The organism is Bradyrhizobium sp. U531, assembly GCF_051710265.1.
Taxonomy (GTDB): Bacteria; Pseudomonadota; Alphaproteobacteria; order Rhizobiales; family Xanthobacteraceae; genus Bradyrhizobium.
The window spans coordinates 90,113-106,547 of sequence record NZ_JASVEN010000002.1 but is presented as its reverse complement, the minus strand read 5'-3'; the positions used below and the strand labels follow the sequence as shown (position 1 = coordinate 106,547).

The 16,435-nt window shown below is 64.6% G+C and carries 10 protein-coding genes; 4 read left to right on the top strand and 6 right to left on the bottom strand.

Annotation, left to right across the window (positions count from 1 at the left end; all coding sequences use genetic code 11):
- Window positions 1–214 precede the first annotated feature (214 nt).
- Window positions 215–3,265, top strand: coding sequence for an autotransporter outer membrane beta-barrel domain-containing protein (locus QRQ56_RS12455; RefSeq protein WP_438740308.1), 3,051 nt, complete (start codon window positions 215–217; stop codon window positions 3,263–3,265).
- A 13-nt stretch (window positions 3,266–3,278) separates the two neighbouring features.
- Here QRQ56_RS12455 and QRQ56_RS12450 read toward each other — a convergent pair whose 3' ends face one another.
- On the bottom strand, window positions 3,279–4,112 hold the full coding sequence (locus QRQ56_RS12450) for an MlaD family protein (protein ID WP_438740306.1): 834 nt from the start codon (window positions 4,110–4,112) through the stop codon (window positions 3,279–3,281).
- A gap of 149 nt (window positions 4,113–4,261) precedes the next feature.
- Complete coding sequence (locus tag QRQ56_RS12445) at window positions 4,262–6,481, bottom strand: acetate--CoA ligase family protein (RefSeq protein ID WP_438740304.1); 2,220 nt, start codon at window positions 6,479–6,481, stop codon at window positions 4,262–4,264.
- A 233-nt stretch (window positions 6,482–6,714) separates the two neighbouring features.
- Between QRQ56_RS12445 and QRQ56_RS12440 the strand changes: the two genes are divergently transcribed.
- Window positions 6,715–8,361 (top strand): glycosyltransferase family 2 protein, encoded by a 1,647-nt coding sequence (locus tag QRQ56_RS12440; protein ID WP_438740302.1) that lies wholly within the window; start codon window positions 6,715–6,717, stop codon window positions 8,359–8,361.
- An 11-nt stretch (window positions 8,362–8,372) separates the two neighbouring features.
- On the opposite strand, the gene QRQ56_RS12435 is transcribed toward QRQ56_RS12440, so the two are convergent.
- From QRQ56_RS12435 to QRQ56_RS12425, 3 genes are all read right to left on the bottom strand, one after another.
- A complete protein-coding gene (locus QRQ56_RS12435) occupies window positions 8,373–9,365 on the bottom strand; it encodes a glycosyltransferase (protein ID WP_438740300.1) in 993 nt (330 codons plus the stop codon).
- 151 nt (window positions 9,366–9,516) lie between these two features.
- Window positions 9,517–10,086, bottom strand: coding sequence for a class GN sortase (locus QRQ56_RS12430; RefSeq protein ID WP_438740298.1), 570 nt, complete (start codon window positions 10,084–10,086; stop codon window positions 9,517–9,519).
- Between the two features lie 200 nt (window positions 10,087–10,286).
- Window positions 10,287–12,548 carry a marine proteobacterial sortase target protein gene (locus QRQ56_RS12425; protein WP_438740297.1) on the bottom strand — a complete coding sequence of 754 codons (2,262 nt, stop codon included), beginning with the start codon at window positions 12,546–12,548 and terminating at the stop codon, window positions 10,287–10,289.
- Window positions 12,549–12,733: 185 nt separating this feature from the next.
- On the opposite strand from QRQ56_RS12425, the gene QRQ56_RS12420 reads away from it, so the two are divergent.
- Window positions 12,734–13,504 carry a helix-turn-helix domain-containing protein gene (locus tag QRQ56_RS12420; protein ID WP_438740295.1) on the top strand — a complete coding sequence of 257 codons (771 nt, stop codon included), beginning with the start codon at window positions 12,734–12,736 and terminating at the stop codon, window positions 13,502–13,504.
- Window positions 13,505–13,555: 51 nt separating this feature from the next.
- The gene (locus tag QRQ56_RS12415; RefSeq protein ID WP_438740294.1) at window positions 13,556–15,079 is read left to right on the top strand and encodes a glycosyltransferase family 2 protein; all 1,524 of its coding nucleotides are present in this window, start codon (window positions 13,556–13,558) and stop codon (window positions 15,077–15,079) included.
- Between the two features lie 91 nt (window positions 15,080–15,170).
- On the opposite strand, the gene QRQ56_RS12410 is transcribed toward QRQ56_RS12415, so the two are convergent.
- Window positions 15,171–16,391 carry an ABC transporter substrate-binding protein gene (locus tag QRQ56_RS12410; protein WP_438740293.1) on the bottom strand — a complete coding sequence of 407 codons (1,221 nt, stop codon included), beginning with the start codon at window positions 16,389–16,391 and terminating at the stop codon, window positions 15,171–15,173.
- Window positions 16,392–16,435: the final 44 nt, after the last annotated feature.

Sequence of the window (16,435 nt, the reverse complement as noted above, 5' to 3'; positions counted from 1 at the left end):
GTCCATATAAGGGGACGGTCTGGCACGTCCGCGTATGCGCGGGATGGGAATGGCATTCGGCAAAACCGTGGCGTGGCTGCAACATGGGCTGTTGAATCGGCCCGAGTCGCGGCCGCGTTGGCAGATTCCCGAGGCCCCGTAGTTCTACTGTTCCTCCTCATCGCCTAAGTTCCCCCCGCGGCGCCGCTGGGGAGCGCCGGCTGAGGAGCGAGCGTTGGGGGTTTGGTCGCGATCGAGCGGTCGGGGTTGCCTGCGCCGGAGTGCTGCGGCCTTTCGCGGCGCCCTCGGTGCGAGCCTCGTCCTGGGCGCGATCGCACTCGCGGGCCCCGCGCGGGCTCAAGTCTTCAACGGATCACAGACCACGCCGAACGGCGTCGTCAATGGCGGCGGCGGTGTTTGGGACAACACCACGACCAACTGGACCGACTTCTTTGGTTCGACCAGCACGGCCTATGATCCGGCGTCTGCGGGCGTCCAATTCGGCAGCAGCGGTCCTTCGATCCCGGCGTCGGGCGGCACGGTGACCGTGACGCCGGGCGGCGTGCAACTCACCGGCCTCATAGGCTTCGACATCACTGGCGACGGCTCGATCTACACCATCCAGGGCGGCGACCTCAGGCTGGCGCCGGGTGGCACCACCTTCGTCACCGCCGACGTGACCGGCACCGATGATCCCTCGGCGGTGATCGCGTCCCGCATCGTCGGCAGCGACGGCATCAATGTTCAGGGGCTCGGTACCCTGGCGCTGCTCGGCGCGAACACCTATACCGGCGGCACTTTCATCTGCAATTGCGGGTCCCTGCAACTCGGTGATGCCACCCATACGGCAAGGATCGTCGGCGCCGTCACCAATGAGGGCCTATTCAGCATCGTCAATGCCGACACGTCGGGGATCACCTCGCTCCTGAACGACTTCTCCGGCACGACACTGTTTCTCAACGCCAGTTCGGCCAGCGCGATGGCGATCACCAATAACGGCCAGGTGTATTTCGGAGATCCGCTCGGGGGCGGCTCCGACACCGCAACGGCCGGACGGGCGACCATCGTCAATGACGGCGGCTTGGTCGGCTTCTTCGGACGGACCAATGCTGGCACCGCCACCATCACTAACCAGAATGGCGGCGGCATCGCATTTTTCGAGCAGACCTCGGCGGGTTCGGCAACGATCGTGAACAAGGATTTCAGCGGGGCCATATTCGGTACGCTCGCCGGCTCCGATACCGCGACCGCCGGCAATGCAACCATCATCAACGAAGCTGATGGTCTCACCAATTTCGGCGCGTTCACGACGGCCGGCAATGCCACGATCATCACCAAGGACGGCGGCAAGACCGAGTTCTTCGACAATTCCACCGGCGGCAATGCCCGCTTCATCACCACCGGAACAGGCATCGTTGATTTCGGGGTCAGTATTGGCCCGAACAGCGACGGCCGTATCACCGCGGGTTCGATCGAAGGCAGCGGCTTCTACTATATCGGCGGCGGCAATACCCTCGTCGTCGGCGGCAACAACCTCTCGACCGAGGTCAGCGGCGTGATAGGGGACTTCGATCCCTGCGGTTGCGGTCCCGCCGGACCGGGCTCGCTGGAGAAGGTCGGCAGCGGCACGCTGATCCTCTCGGGCGCCAACACCTACACCGGCACCACTACGGTGAATGGCGGCATCCTGCGGGTCGATGGCGATATCTCCCAATCGATCCTGACGACCGTCAATGCGGGCGGTGCGCTGTTCGGCGCCGGAATCGTCGGCAATACCGTGATCGCCACCGGCGGCATCTATGCGCCGGGCGACGGCGGTCCGGGCTCGAGCATGCAGGTTCTGGGCGATCTCACCTTCCAGGCAGGCTCGGTTTATGTGGTGCAGGTCGGCAGCGGGTCCAGCGCGAGCCACGCGGTCGTCAACGGCAATGTCACGCTGGACGGCACGGTCGGCGTCGCGCTGTATCCGGGCGCTGCGGTGAAGAAGCATTATTCTATCATGGAGTTCTTCGGCACTCCTACCGGGAATTTCTCCGGCGTCGCCGCGCCGGGCGGTCTCATCGGCACGACCAGCATCGGATCGAACGACGTCTTCCTCGATTTCGCGCTCGACTATGGCGCGAAGTACGCGCTCAACGTCAATCAGAAGAACGTCGCCACGACGCTTCAGAACTTCTTCAACGCCAACGGCTTCCTGCAGGCCGAGTTCGCGGGCCTCGGCCCGAGCGGCCTGACGCAGGCCTCCGGCGAGCCAGGGACGGGAGCGCAGCAGACAACCTTCAACGCGATGAACCTGTTCCTCGGCCTGTTGACCGATGTCTTCAACTCGGGACGCAGCGGCGCGCCCGGCGCGACGCCATTTGCCAGCGACACCAATGCGCGCGGCAAGAACGCGCGCGAGGCGTTTGCCTCGATTGACCGCAAGGCCCCGGCTGCGACGTTCGAGCAGCGCTGGGATGTGTGGGCGGCCGGCTTTGGCGGCTCGCAGACCACCGACGGGAATGCCGGCATCGGCTCGAACAACACGACCAGCAGCGTCTATGGCACCGCCGTGGGCCTCGACTATCGTTTCTCGCCGTCGACGGTGGCGGGCTTTGCGCTCGCGGGCGGCGGGACCGGCTTCAACGTCAACGGTCTCGGTTGGGGGCGCTCCGATCTGTTCCAGGCCGGCGCCTTCCTGCGTCATACGGCAGGCCCGGCCTATGTCACGGCGGCGCTGGCCTATGGCTGGCAGGATGTCACGACCAACCGCGTCGTGACGGCGGCGGGCTACGACCAGTTGCGTGCGCAGTTCAATGCCAATGCGCTTTCGGGCCGCATCGAAGGCGGCTATCGCTATGCCATGCAGTGGGCCGGCGTCACGCCCTATGCTGCGCTCCAGGCAACCCTGTTCAGCCTGCCCGCCTATGCCGAGTCGGCCGTGGTCGGCAGCAACGTCTTCGCGCTCAATTATGCCGCCAAGGACGCGACCAGCACCCGCACCGAACTCGGCCTGCGCGCGGACCGGTCGTTTGCCGCGGCCGGCGGCCTTCTAACCCTGCGCGGCCGCCTCGCCTGGGCCCACGATTACAATCCCGACCGCGCGGCCGCAGCGGTGTTCCAGACGCTGCCGGGATCGGCCTTCGTGGTGAACGGCGCCGCTCAGGCGCGCGATTCGGCTCTGACCACCGCATCGGCGCAGATGAACTGGATGAACGGCTGGTCTGCATCGGCGACCTTCGAGGGTGAGTTCTCGAATGTCACACGCTCCTACGCCGGCAAGGGCCTCGTGCGCTACGCCTGGTGAGGCGCGTGCTCCGCTATTGCTTCTTCTTCTGCTCGGGCTTGCGCGGTGGGCGCGGCGCGGCGGCGGGGGTGGGCGTCCCGCTCATCTTGTTGGCGGCCTCGCTGACGTCGAGCAGCGAGCGGCGGATGTCCTCGAGATAGCCTGACGTCTTCTTCTTCATGGTGTCGGCAAGCTCGTGCAGTCCCTTGATCTTGTCGAACAGTTCGTCGGCCTTGCCGTCGACGAAGCCCGGCACCGCGCCCTCGATCTTCGTGACGGCCTTGTCGAAGCCGGCGAAGGCACTGTCGACCTTGGCCATCACCGAATCGATCTCGCCGCCCTTGCTCCGGAGATCGGCGGTGTAATCCTCGAACGTGCGCAGCCCTTCCTTGATGGCGGGGGCGTTGCTGACGATCGTGCGGTCGACGCTGTGCAGCGTCTCGACGATGGACTCTGCGTCGCTGAGATCGGCGGTCAGCACCGGGATGCCGTCCGCGTCCAGCGGTACCGGCGGCGCGGAGGGCGCTCCACCGATCAGCGAGATCGCGGCGACGCCGGTGAGGCCCTGGAACTCGATGCCCGCCACCGTGTCCTTGCGGATCGGTGCGGTGTTGTCGAGCATCACCAGCGCCACGATCTTGCGCGGATTGTCCAGCTTGATCGACTGGATCTGGCCGGCGGGCACGCCATCGAAATTGACCGGCCCGCCGCGGCGCAGCCCGCTGGCGGATCCGCCCTCGAACACCACGCGCAACTGGCTGCGACTCTGGAGGGTGCGCCATTTCTGCACGCCGAGCAGGCCGCCGAACGCCACGGCGATCACCGCCAGCGTCGCCGTTCCGATCACAAGATTGCTCGCGCGTGCCATGCGGCTGAGTCTAAGGCCAAAGCGGGATGGTTGGAAGGTGGTCGAATGGGCGCGATTCTATGTAGGGCGGGTTAGCGAAGCGTAACCCGCCGTTTTCGCTGCGGTGCCGATCGGCGGATTACGCTGGCGCTAATCCGCCCTACGGTCCTTCAATGCCCGGCCGCCCGTTTTGCCGCAGCGTTGTTCAGCACTATCAGCGCGTCGACGGCGACACCCGTCCTGGCGTTGATCAGGAACGGGTTGATGTCGATCGAGGCGATCCGGTCGCCGGCGTCCGCGATCAGATTGGACAGGCCGACCAGCGCTTTCACCGCGGAGGCCTCGTGCAGGGCCGGCTTGCCGCGATAGCCGCGCATCTTGATCCCGGCCTTGGTGCGGCCGATCAGGAGCCGCGCCTCGGCTTCGTCGAGCGGCGCGCCGGCGAGTGCGACGTCCTTCATCAGCTCGATGTCGATGCCGCCGGTGCCGAACAGCACGACCGGTCCCATCTCGGCATCGAGCGAGGCGCCGACCACGAGTTCCAGGTCCGCCTTGACCTGCTGCGCGATCAAAATGCCGTCGAGCTTCGGCTTGCCCTTCAGCTTCGCAACCCGCGCGGTGATGTCGGCGAACGCCTTCTTCACCTCGGCCGCGCTGTTCAAATTCAACACCACGCCGCCGATGTCGGATTTGTGCAGGATCTCGGCGCTGACCACTTTGGCGACGACCGGGAAGCCGATCTGCTTGGCGATCTTGGCCGCTTCGGCCGCCGTCTGCGCGATGGCTTCCTTCGAGATCGGGATGCCGTAGGCCTTCAGCAGCTTCTTCGAGGCGACCTCGTCGAGTGCGGCACAGCTTGCCGATTTCAGTGCCTTCTCCAGCACGGCGCGCGCGGCCGGCTTCGAGCTCGAGACGACGTCGGGCACTTCCTTCCGCAGCCTGGCATAGTCGAGCAGCGACTTGATCGCGGTCACCGCCCGGTCCATGCCCTGCATGACCGCAAGATGCGGCAGCGATTTGCGCAGGGATTTGGTGAACTCGGTGAAGCCGATCGACATCGCGCTGACATAGATCACGGGCTTGCCGCCCTTGCTCGCCATCTCGTCGACGATGCGCAAATTGCGCTCGCGCACCTCATGCGGCGCCTTGGGCAGCTCGGCATCGACGATGACGATATCGATGTCGGGATCGTCGATCATCAGCTTGATCGACTTCATGTAGACGGAGGGATCGACCACCGCGGCGAAGCCGGCGTCGAGCGGGTTGCCGACGATCGACCCCGGCCCGAGCATCTTCGCCAGTTCGGAGCCGACATGCGGGCTGAGCGGCGCGAAGTTGAGGCCCTCGGCATAGAAGGCATCGAGCAGCATGCCGCGCTTGCCGCCGGACAGCGTGACGGCGGCGAGCCGGTTGCCTTTGGGCACGGCCGCGTGAACGAAGCATTCGGTGGTCTCGATCAGTTCGTCGAGGCCACCTACGCGGATCACGCCCTCGCGCGTCGCGATGGCATCGAATGTCTCGATCGAGCCTGCGAGCGCGCCGGTGTGTGCCATGGCCGCGGCGCGTCCACCTTCGGAGGCACCGAGCTTGAGAGCGATCACGGGCTTGCTGGCGGCGCGCGCCGCCTTGCAGGCTTCGCGAAAGGCCTTGGTGTTGCGGACGCCTTCCAGGTAGACCACGATCGCCTTGATGCTCGGATCCTGCGCGAAATAGCGCATCAGGTCCGGCGTCTCGAGCCCGGTCTCGTTGCCTGTCGTGACCATGTAGCCGACGCCGACGCCGCGATCTTCCAGCGCCTGGCGGATCGCCATGACGATCGCGCCGGATTGCCCTGCGATCGCCACTGCGCCCTGTTCCATGGTGACGATGCGGTCGTCGATGTTGGTGAAGAGCTTTTCGCCGGCGCTCAAATTGCCGAGGCAGTTCGGTCCGGTGACCGCAAGCCCGGTCTCGCGCACCGCCGCCTGCAATTCGGCGGCGAGCTTCTGGCTTTCCTCGTCCTGCAACTCGCTGAAGCCCGAGGTGACGATGGTGGCCGAGCGCGCGCCGGCCGCGGCGGCGTCGCGGATCACCTGTACCGCAAAGCGCGCCGGCACCAGCACCAGGACGTGATCCGGCTTTTCAGGAAGGCTGGCAAAATCCTTGAAGCAGGGCACGCCCCAGATGGCGTCGCGCTTGGCGTTGACCGGATAGAGCCCGCCCTCGTAGCCGTATTTGATCAGATTATTCCAGATGCGTTCGGCATAATTGCCGGGCTTGTCGGTCGCCCCCACCAGCACGATGTTGTGCGGGTGCAGCATGGCGTGGATGCCCTTGACGATGTCGTCGGCATCGGGCGACGGAGACCATGGACGTCGAGAAGCCGATCCGGCAGGCACTTGAGCTTCCATGTGCTTCCTCGCCTTTTCTTCTTGTTGCAACGCGCTGTCGTACGCCGGCTCGGGGACGGATTGCGGCGGACGCCATGCCGCGAGACGGAATGAACTCTTGACGACAGGTTTTGACGGTGAGACTTGACGACAAGACCTGACGAGGACGCTAGCATCACGAGACTTTTGGCGAAAGTGCGAACGGTCCCGGCAAGATGTCTTGAGATCGCAACGCTCGTTCATTCCTGGTGACCATGCCGCTACTATCCGTCGTGATACCGACTCTCGATCGACCCGACACGCTCCGTCACGCGCTCGCGACCATGGCGTGCCAGCCCGTGCACGCGGACTGCGAGTTCATCGTTCAGAACAACGGCGGCAATCCCGAGATCGCAGCGATGGTCGCGGATCTCAAGGACAAGCGCTTCAGGCATTTTGCCAGCGACGCGGTCCTGACCATGACCGACAATTGGGAGGCGGCGCTAGGCCACGCCTCGGGCGAGTACATCACCTTCCTCGGTGATGACGACGGATTGATGCCCTATGCATGCGCCACGGCCTCGGCCATGCTGTCCGGCCGGAAGATCGATCTCCTGAGCTGGAGTGCCTACAGCTACTACTGGCCGGGCTACTACCATCCGGTCTTTCGCAACCGGCTGGTCGCCGAGATCGACCTGACCTCGTCGGCAAGGCGCATTGCGTCGCGTGACGAGCTCGCGCGCATCTTTGGCTTCCAGGCGCATTACGCGAATCTGCCGATGATCTACAATTCGTTCGTCCGCCGCAGCGTCATCGACCGGATGCGTGCGGCCTGCGGCCGCTATTTCATCGGTCTCTCGCCCGACGTGGCGTCCGGTATCGCCAATGCCGCGCTGACCGACAGTTTCGTCCGCCTGTCACGGCCACTGAGCATGGCCGGTTTCTCGCAGCACAGCACCGGTCATGCGCTGTTCTTCGAGACGACGGACCTGCTCGAGACATCGCGGGGTGCGCGTGATTTCGGACCCATCGACGAGGCTTCCGAGCTTCCTGACCTCAACGCCCTCCAGCTTTTCATCGCCAAGGACATGCTTGGCCTCAAACGCCTGCTGGCGGCGGACGACGACGGGCTGCGCATTGATTTCAAGGCCCTGGCGCAGGCGCTCGCGACCGACATCAACACCCGCCCGCCGCTATATGACCGAACGGTGCAGACCATCGGCGAGCTCGCGCGCAGGCATGGGTTCGACGCCGCCGACATCATCATTCCCGCCCGTCTTGCGGACCGGCCGCCGCCTCGCAAGGGTGTTTCAGTCATCGGGACGAATCGCGTGCTTTATGAGCTGGATGGTTCTGCGCTCGGGCTTAACTCCATCGCAGATGCCGTGCGCGTCATCGCGCAATTCGTTCCGGATCAGGCGCCGTTCGATCCGTCCGCTCAGGAGGCCACCGCGTCAGCACCGATCCTCGGCCCAGGGGAGCTGGATTTCAGGCGAGGCGGGGCGGGCGTCGCGGCGCTGATCGAGGGATGGGGCGAGCCGGAGCAATGGGGCACCTGGTCCGTCGCCAGGCATTGCGTGCTCCGCTTCGCGCTCGACCCGATTCCGTCACGGCCGATCGCGCTCGTGCTGGCGTGCCGGGCATTCGTGTCGGAAGGAAATCCACGACTGCAGGCGGTTTGCCGTGTCGGCAACGGACCGCCGCAGCAGTTGACGTTTTCGCGAGACGCGTTTGCGGGCGAGCGCAGGCTGATGCTCGATCCCGCCGCGACCGCCGCCGACGGAATGCTGACCATCAACCTGTCGCTATCCGATCCACGCTCGCCCGCCGATCTCGGATTGAGCTCCGACGCGCGGCCCCTCGGGATCGGCCTCGAGCGGGTCTGGCTCGACCATGACGGTCGTGAATCACGAAGCCACTGATTGCTGCCGGCTCAATACCGCAGCAGGCTCAGCTTGTGCGCGTAGTGAAAGACGACCTGCCTTGCGAGATAGGGCGCGATGGCGCGGCGGATCTGCATCTGCGTCGGATCGAAGCCGAGAACGCGGCGCCGCAGGATGCCCATCTCCCTGGCGCCGATCGCGTAGGTCGACGCCGTCTTTTGGGCATCGTGGATTCGGAAGCAGGCGAGAAATCGCGGCAGGCGCACGAAGTTGAAGCCCGCTTCCTGCGCCCGCAGGATGAAGTCCCAGTCCATCGCGTAGTGGAAGCTCTCGTCGATCGGCCCGATCTTGTCCCACACGCGCTTGCGCCAGAACATCGTCTCCTGCGGGATGTAATCGGCGTATTGCAGCGCGTGTCCGTCGTGGGGCGGCAGCACGGCACGGCCGACCTCGAGCCCTTCGCGGTCGACGAAGACGCGATGACCGTAGACGATGTCGACATGCGGATGCGCCGTGAAGTAGTTGGCGACATAGGCGAGCGTCCCCGGCAGCAGCATGTCGTCGCTATTGAGATAGGCCATGATCTCGCTGTCGACGCCGGCGAAGCCGAGATTGATGGCGTTCGACTGTCCGCCGTCGGGTTCGCTCTTCCAGCTGATGCTGTCGCCGTGGCTTTTCAGGAGATCGACCGTGGCGTCGATCGAGGCGCCGTCCTGCACGTGATAATGCAGGTTCGGATAGTTCTGACCGACGATGCTCTCGATCGTGGCGCCGAGATATTGCGCCTGATTGTAGCTCGGCGTCACCATCGCGATCCGCGGCGCGTTGCCGCCGATCGCAGGTGCGGGCGGGAACGCCGTCAGGTTGAGCAGGCGCGGCGGATATTGCTCGAAGGTCCACATCGGCGGGCGACGCCAGAGGCTCCGGAGCGAGGACCGCCGTTGCCCGGCGGCGATGAGATCCAGATTCCGTTCCAGGAGCGCGACGCGATTTTCGAGCTGCTCCAATCGCTGTTCGAGGCGCTGCCTGAACTCGTCGTCCATCTATCGTCTCTCACAAAATCACAACGTACAAAATCAATGGGCCATTCTTACAGGTCTCGGGCGGGCAATGCCAGTTCAAGGCCCCTTCAAAGCCATGGCGGGGCCTGCCTGAGAGGGCTTGATCGATCCAGAACGGGCCGATTGCGAACGGCTATTCACCTGTTTCGATGGCGGTGGCGTGCAGCACATAGCGCTCCGGGCCAGGCTTGATGGCGTCGAACGGCCAGCACGTCGTGAGCGCGAGCTCCACGCCCGGCGCCGAGGGATCGATGCCCGATGCGTCGGCGCGGACGACGGCCGAATAGTCCGCCCGGTAGCGGACATGCTTGCCGTCGCGGCGGGTGATCTCAATGACGTCTCCGACGGAAACATTCCGCAAGAAACGGAAATGCGTGTCACGATGGGCCGCATATACGGCAACCCCGCGCTCGCCGGCGTCAGCCGTTTGGGGGATATGGCCCGGTCCGAAGGCGAGCGCCTGGCCGCTGGTCCCTTCCAGCACGATGGCGCTGGCGCCGATCCGCTTCACCTCGATGCGCGCGATCGGCCAGGTATCGGCCCATGACCATGGCTTGACCGCCTCGCCCGTCGCAACGCTTCTGTCGAAGGCGCGCTCCAGTAGAACTTGGGCGAGCCATGCCTTGGCATGGATGTAGGCGCCGTCACCGAACAGGATGAGTCCGATCAGGGCAACAATCAGCGGAGAGATGAGGCGGGGCATTTTGCCACTTCCCGTCATTGCGAGGAGCGAAGCGACGAAGCAATCCAGAATCTCTCAGCGGATAAATCTCTGGATTGCTTCGCTTCGCTCGCAATGACGAATTCAATTTCGACGGACGGTTCAGAAAAAGACGCGCGCGGCAGTTTATGGGACGGGCAGCCGCGCGCGCTGAAGCAGAGGAGTTCGGGGTCACTCCTCTCTCAAGCGGCGTCGGTGAGCAAGAGCCGACGCCGGTTGAACACGAACAGGATCAGGGCGAGCACGATCATGACCAGACCTACGATCATCTTCAGCTCCGCCGAGGTTGCCGTCTTGGGCAGACGGATCGCATCGGGCGCTGCAGGTGTCGGACGCCGCGCGGCCGGCGAGGCGCTCGCGTCGGCATGGCGTTCGCGCAACTGCGAGGGGATCTGCTGCCGCTCGCCGAACACCTTCTCGAAGTCCCAGCCGGCGGGCAGGTTGATCGGCAATTCGCTCAGCTTGAGCGGTGCGCCCTCGGGACGGCTCGGCGTCTTGTCGACGGCGACGAGGCTGGTCAGGCGCGTGACGATCTGATGGTCGAGCCCGAGCGCCAGGATCGCCTTGTCGGCCTCCTCGGGCGTGAGCTCCCGCATGGCGCGCGCCACTTCGGCGTCACCGATCTTGCGCCTGGCCCACAGCTTCGACAGGCCCTTGCCCTCGGCGGCGTTCTGCAGCGGCAGCGTCACCGACCACGGACGGTCGCCGACGTGGCCCTTGATCTCGAGAGAGCCCTGCAGCTTGTCGAGCTTTGCCGCCAGCACCAGCGGCTCGTCGCGATAGACGTCGGGGATGATCGCAGGCGTGACATCCGCCTTGGCCTCGGAGAATTTCGCGGTGAGGCCGGTCACGGCCGGGTTTTCGAGCTTGGCGAACAAGCCGCGCATGCGCTCCTCGACCTGCTCGACGGAGCCGATATGGGTGAAGGCGCCACGGCCGAGCTCGGCGGCGCGGGTCATCAGGTAAGTGTTGGGCGCCGACCCGATGCCGACCATGAAGATGCGCGAGCGGCCGCGCATCGCCGTGATCGCTTCGAACAATTGCTGTTCGTTGCCGATCGCGCCGTCGGTCAGGAACACGACCTGGCGAACCATGCTGGTGTCACCGAGCTTGTCGGTCAACGCCGCGCGCATCGCCGGCACCATCTCGGTGCCGCCACGCGCCTGCAATCCGTTGACGAAACCGAGTGCTTCGCCGAGATGCGCGGGGTCGGCCGGCACGGAGGTTGAGAACAGCACGTCCATGGTGTCGTCGAAGCGGATCACGTTGAACCGGTCATTGGGCTGGAGACGGCCCAGGGCATAGAGCAGGCTCGCTTTGGCCTGGACGATGGACGTGCCGCCCATCGACCCGGAATTGTCGATCACGAACACGACCTCGCGCGGCAGCGGCTTTTGTGTCGTCTGCTCGGTGCTGGGCGGGGTGATGAAGGCGAGCAGATAATCGGCATCGCCGACATGTTCGCGGAACAGTCCGATCGACGGCGCCTTTTCGGCGGCGGGCTTCCAGGTCAGCTCGAAGTCGCGATCGGCGGGAACGACACCGTCGGCGAGCGTGACGACGCGGGAGGTGTTGTCCGGGCTTTCGACCTTGACCTTATGATGGGAGCTCTTGACCTCGCCGAGCGCGAAGCCGGCTTTCAGGCGCACCGTGATGCTGGTCGGGTTGACCGGTGCAGCCTTGGCGGGGTCGAGCACCGGCGGCGAGATGCGGTCGCGGTCCGGTACCGGGTCCGAGGTCGCCGCGCCCCAGCCCGAGCCGTCCTTGCGGAAGTCGACGCTCTGGACGATCGGCGCCGGATTGTAGCGCGGTCCGACCACCAGCGGCAGGCGGAGCGAATATTCGTTGCCGGATTGATGCACGGGCTCCTGATATTCGATCTGCACCAGCACGGTTTCGCCGGGACCGATATTGGCGACCGAGTTGGTGAAGATGTTCGGCCGCTCCTGCTCGGTGAGCGCGGCCTTCTGGCCGGCGCGGCGCGCTTCTTCGTAGATCACGCGCGCCTGCTGCCGCTCCTTGATGTCACCGACGATGACGCGGTCGCCGACCACCATCTTCAGCGTATCGACTGCACCGCCGGTCGCGAGCGGATACACATAGGTCGCCTCGACCCAGTCCTGGGTTGGGTTGCGGAAGACCTGGGTCACCCGGGCGCGCAGCGTCGGGCCGGAAACCGTGATGTCGACGTCGATGCCGAGGCGGACCGCTTCGGTGTAAGCGCCGTCGTCCTTCAGGAGCAGGCTTCCGGACTTGGCATCGCCGGGCTGGAGCAGGCTGGCCTGCTCGGGCGTTGCCGACCAGCTCGTCCCGAAGCTGACGAGCAGGGCCACGAAGGCCATCAGCATCACCGCGACGCCCTGTGCGAGAAGAAACAATCCGAGTTTGATCAGCCCCCGCAACATGGGGTGCTCGTCGTTATCGGCTGTGTCGTAGGTGTCCATTTGGCTTGCTCCCGAGGGACGTTTGCTGGCCCTGAGCATTCGCCTGGGGGGCCCGTTTCGCGAGCAGAATGATCGGTCATGTTCCGCCGTGGCCGGCCGGGTTGGCCGCGGCGGGGGTGGTGATGTGCGGTTTTGTGCTGGTTTGTCCGCCCTGCTAGAATGGCCGTGCTGGAGCAGGGTTAGCGATGCAGATGCAGGACAAACTGACCGACAGGCAGCTTTCGGACGAGCAAAGCCGCGAGATAGCCGAGACCATTCGCGAGGAGCTCGCCAGGCGCCGGATCTCCCGGCAGACGCTGGCTGAGCAGGCCAAGCTCAGCCTGTCGACGCTGGAAAAGGTGCTCGGCGGCCGGCGGCCGTTCACGCTGGCGACGACGGTCCGGCTGGAGCAGGCGCTGGGCGTCTCCTTGCGTAAAAGCCCCGTCGTGGTGGCGCCTCAGCCTGACAACGGTGTCGCTCCCGACAGCCTCGGCTCCTATGCGCATCGCGCCGTGACCTGGATCGAGGACGTCTACATCACGTTGCGGCCGTCATTTGGCGACAAGGACGCCATCTTCGCCTACCGTACCGAGATCCTCTGGGAGCCGAAGGTATCGTCGCTGGTGTTTCGCGAGGGTGACCGCACCGATGCCGCCTACGAGCATACTGGCGAAGTCGCCGTCCCCCATCAGTCCGGCTTCATCTACCTCGTCATCATCAAGCACGGCCAGCATCGCGTGATCACGGTGTCGCGGCCGACGGTGTCCGGCGAGATGTACGGTATCATCTCGACGCTCCGCGCGGGCCCCGGCTCGCAGCTCACGCCGATCGCGGCGCCGATCGCCTATGTGCCGCTCAGAAACGTTCCGAAACCGTCGCTGGGGCGGATTGCGGCGGACGATACCAACCATGCCTTGTATCGAAAGCACCTGCGCCGCACGGTAGAAGAGCCCTTTGCGCTGTTTTTGACGCAATAGTCCGCAAGAAATAGTCCTGCAGCGGCCTCGCATGCGGCTATAACGGCAACCATGCAGGACGCGCCCGCGCCACACGACGGCAAATCTCCGCTGTTTTCCGTCATCATCCCGCTCGAATATCACCGCGGGCAATGGGAGCAGTCCTGGCTCGGCTGGACGTCGCAGACCGCGGACAAATCGCTCTACGAGATCATCCTGGTCGTGCCGCCGGATTTCAGGGCAGGCGAGGAGTTGAAAGCGTTGGCGGGCGATGGGGCCCGCCTCGAGTTCACCGATTCCGAGCACGACATCGGGCTCTGCGCATTCGGTGCAACCAAGGCCCGCGGCAGCTATCTGTTCTTCACGGAGTCGCATTGCTGGCCCGAGGCCGACGTGATCGAGCAGTGCATCCGCGCCATCGAGTCACATCCCGACTGGGCCGGATTCTCCTGCCATTCGGTGCCGATCTGCCACAACCGGCTCTCGAAAGCCGAAGCCACGATGTACCAGGCCGACATCGAATTCGGCATGAAGCAGCATCCCTGGCGTAAGGTGCTCGATCAGTGCTTCGTGACGCGGCGTGACGTCTATTGGGAGTGCGGCGGCCTGCGCGAGGAGCTCGGCCATTTCGCCGAATGGGTGCTGGCTGCGGCCTATCACGCGAGAGGTCATCGCATCGGTTACCTGCAAGAGGCGCGCTTCCACCATTATTACGTCGGCGAGATCGGCGAGCTGAAGACGTTCACGCTGGATTTCGTCGAGGGCGAGATCCGCTATCTCGGCGAGGTGCGCCGCGATCCCGGCAGTGAGCTGATCGAAGTGCCGGCCGAATGGGCGGAATGGGCGGGCTTCGACCGATCGCTCGCCCGTGCGGCCTTGAATGCGCTCGCGCAGTACAGTCTTGCCGGCCGCGGCTGGAGGAGGCCCGGCGAAAAATTGCGCGCCTTCTGGCATTGGGGTGCGCGCGCTCTCTGCGGTGATCTCGAGGAGCGCCTCGCCGCGCGCTTCGAGGTCATACGCGCGCGTCTTGGCCTGAGCACGCTGGCCCTGATCGGGTCGAGCGAGGCGATCGCGCGATGGATGAGGTGCTACATCGCCTCGCTGATCCATCTGCAGAGGCTTGAATGCGTTCGCTCCATGCGCGACCGCGCCGGGCCCGCGGCGAGATTCCTGGGAGATGGTGTTCTCGGGCAGGTAGGCTTCCATGCGCTCGAATCGTCGGCGGGGCATGTCTTCCGCTGGAGCGAGCCGCAGGCCGCCGTTCGCATTGGGGGAAGCGCAGGTCGCAACATCGTTCGCATCGAAAGCCCGGCCTTGCGTGCATCCCTGCGCGACATCGGGGCTCATTTCTATCTCGACGGCGTGCGCATCAATGGTGCCGCAATCGCAATCGGCGCCAACAGTTATACGCTGACCCTCGATCTGCCGCCCTCGGGTGTCGCCGTCCTTACATGGTCGTGCGCGGTGCTCAGGGGGACTAGTGATGCCCGCCGCCTGGGCCTTGCCGTGGCGTCCATCGAGGTGAGCCAGGATACCGGGGGCTCAATCCAGCCCGAGCCAGGCAAGGGCAACGCCGAGCTATCACAGGTCCGGTGAGACCGGATTGAGGCCGTATGGCTTCACAATGATGCAGAGCCGCCCCCATGGGGGCGGCCCCGCGACGTCGGATCAGGAGTTGTGAGAAGAACTAGCCTCCGGTCTCGGCGCTGATGATATCACCAAACAGCTCCCACTGGCCCTTCTTGAAGCGCCACATCTTGAGCTGCTCGATCGGCGCGAAGTCCGTGGACGAGGTGTTGATCTTGATGCCCGGGATCAAGGTATCGGGCACGAAGTCCTTCAGGCTGGCGGCCTGCTTCATCACGTTCTCGCGGGTCAGATTGTCACCCGACTGCTTCAGCACCTGCACCATGGTCTGGGCCGCGGCATAGGCGTAGACCAGGTTGGCGTCCGAGATGTTGGCGCCCGGCATGTACTTGTCGATGAAGGTCATGAACTTCTTCATGCCCTCGTCGTCCTTCCACTGCGGATCCGACGCATCCTTGAGATACCCGGCTGACAGCACGCCCTCGGAGGCTTCGAGGCCGGCCGGCTTCATCACCGCGCCGATCGACACCGAGACGTCGGTCATCAGGTGCATCGGCTTCCATTCCAGCTCGGCAATCTTCTTGATTGCCTGCGCTGCGAATTTCGGCGTCGCGATGTTGACGAAGACATCGGCGCCGGTGCCCTTGAGCTTGACGATATGGGCGTCGATCGACGGTTCCGAGGTCTCGTAGCTCTCTTCGGCCACGATCAGCTTCGATGCCTTGTCGCCGAACACGTCCTTGATGCCGGCGAGGTAGTCCTTGCCGAAATCGTCATTGGCATAGAAGATCGCGACCTTCGCGTCCGGCTTCTCCTTCAGGATGTATTTTGCGAAGATCTGGGCCTCGACCCGGTAGCTGGGCTGGAAGCCCATGGTCCAGGGGAAGTTCTTGGGGTCGTTCCACTTGCTGGCGCCGGTGGCGAGGAACAGCTGCGGCACCTTCTTGGAATTGTGATATTTCTGAACGGCGGTCTGGGTCGGCGTGCCCAGTGCGTTGAAGACCAGGAAGACCTCGTCGCTCTCGATCAGCTTGCGGATCTGCTCCACCGTCTTCGGCGGCGAGTAGCCGTCGTCGTAGGAGACCCAGTTGATCTTGCGGCCGTTGATGCCGCCCTGGTCGTTGATCATCTTGAAATAGGCTTCCTCGGTCTTGCCGATGATGCCGTAGGCGGAGGCCGGACCGGAATAAGCCTCGACGTTGCCGATCTTGATCTCGGTGTCGGTGACGCCTGTGTCGTATTTCTTCTGCGCCTGGGCGGACTGGGTGGCAATCAGCGTCATCGCCGTTGCTGCGGCAAGCAGTGCGAGTTTCTTGTTCATGAAAATTCCTTGAATTTTTCCTTGGGGTTTTCTTTTGGGTTTCT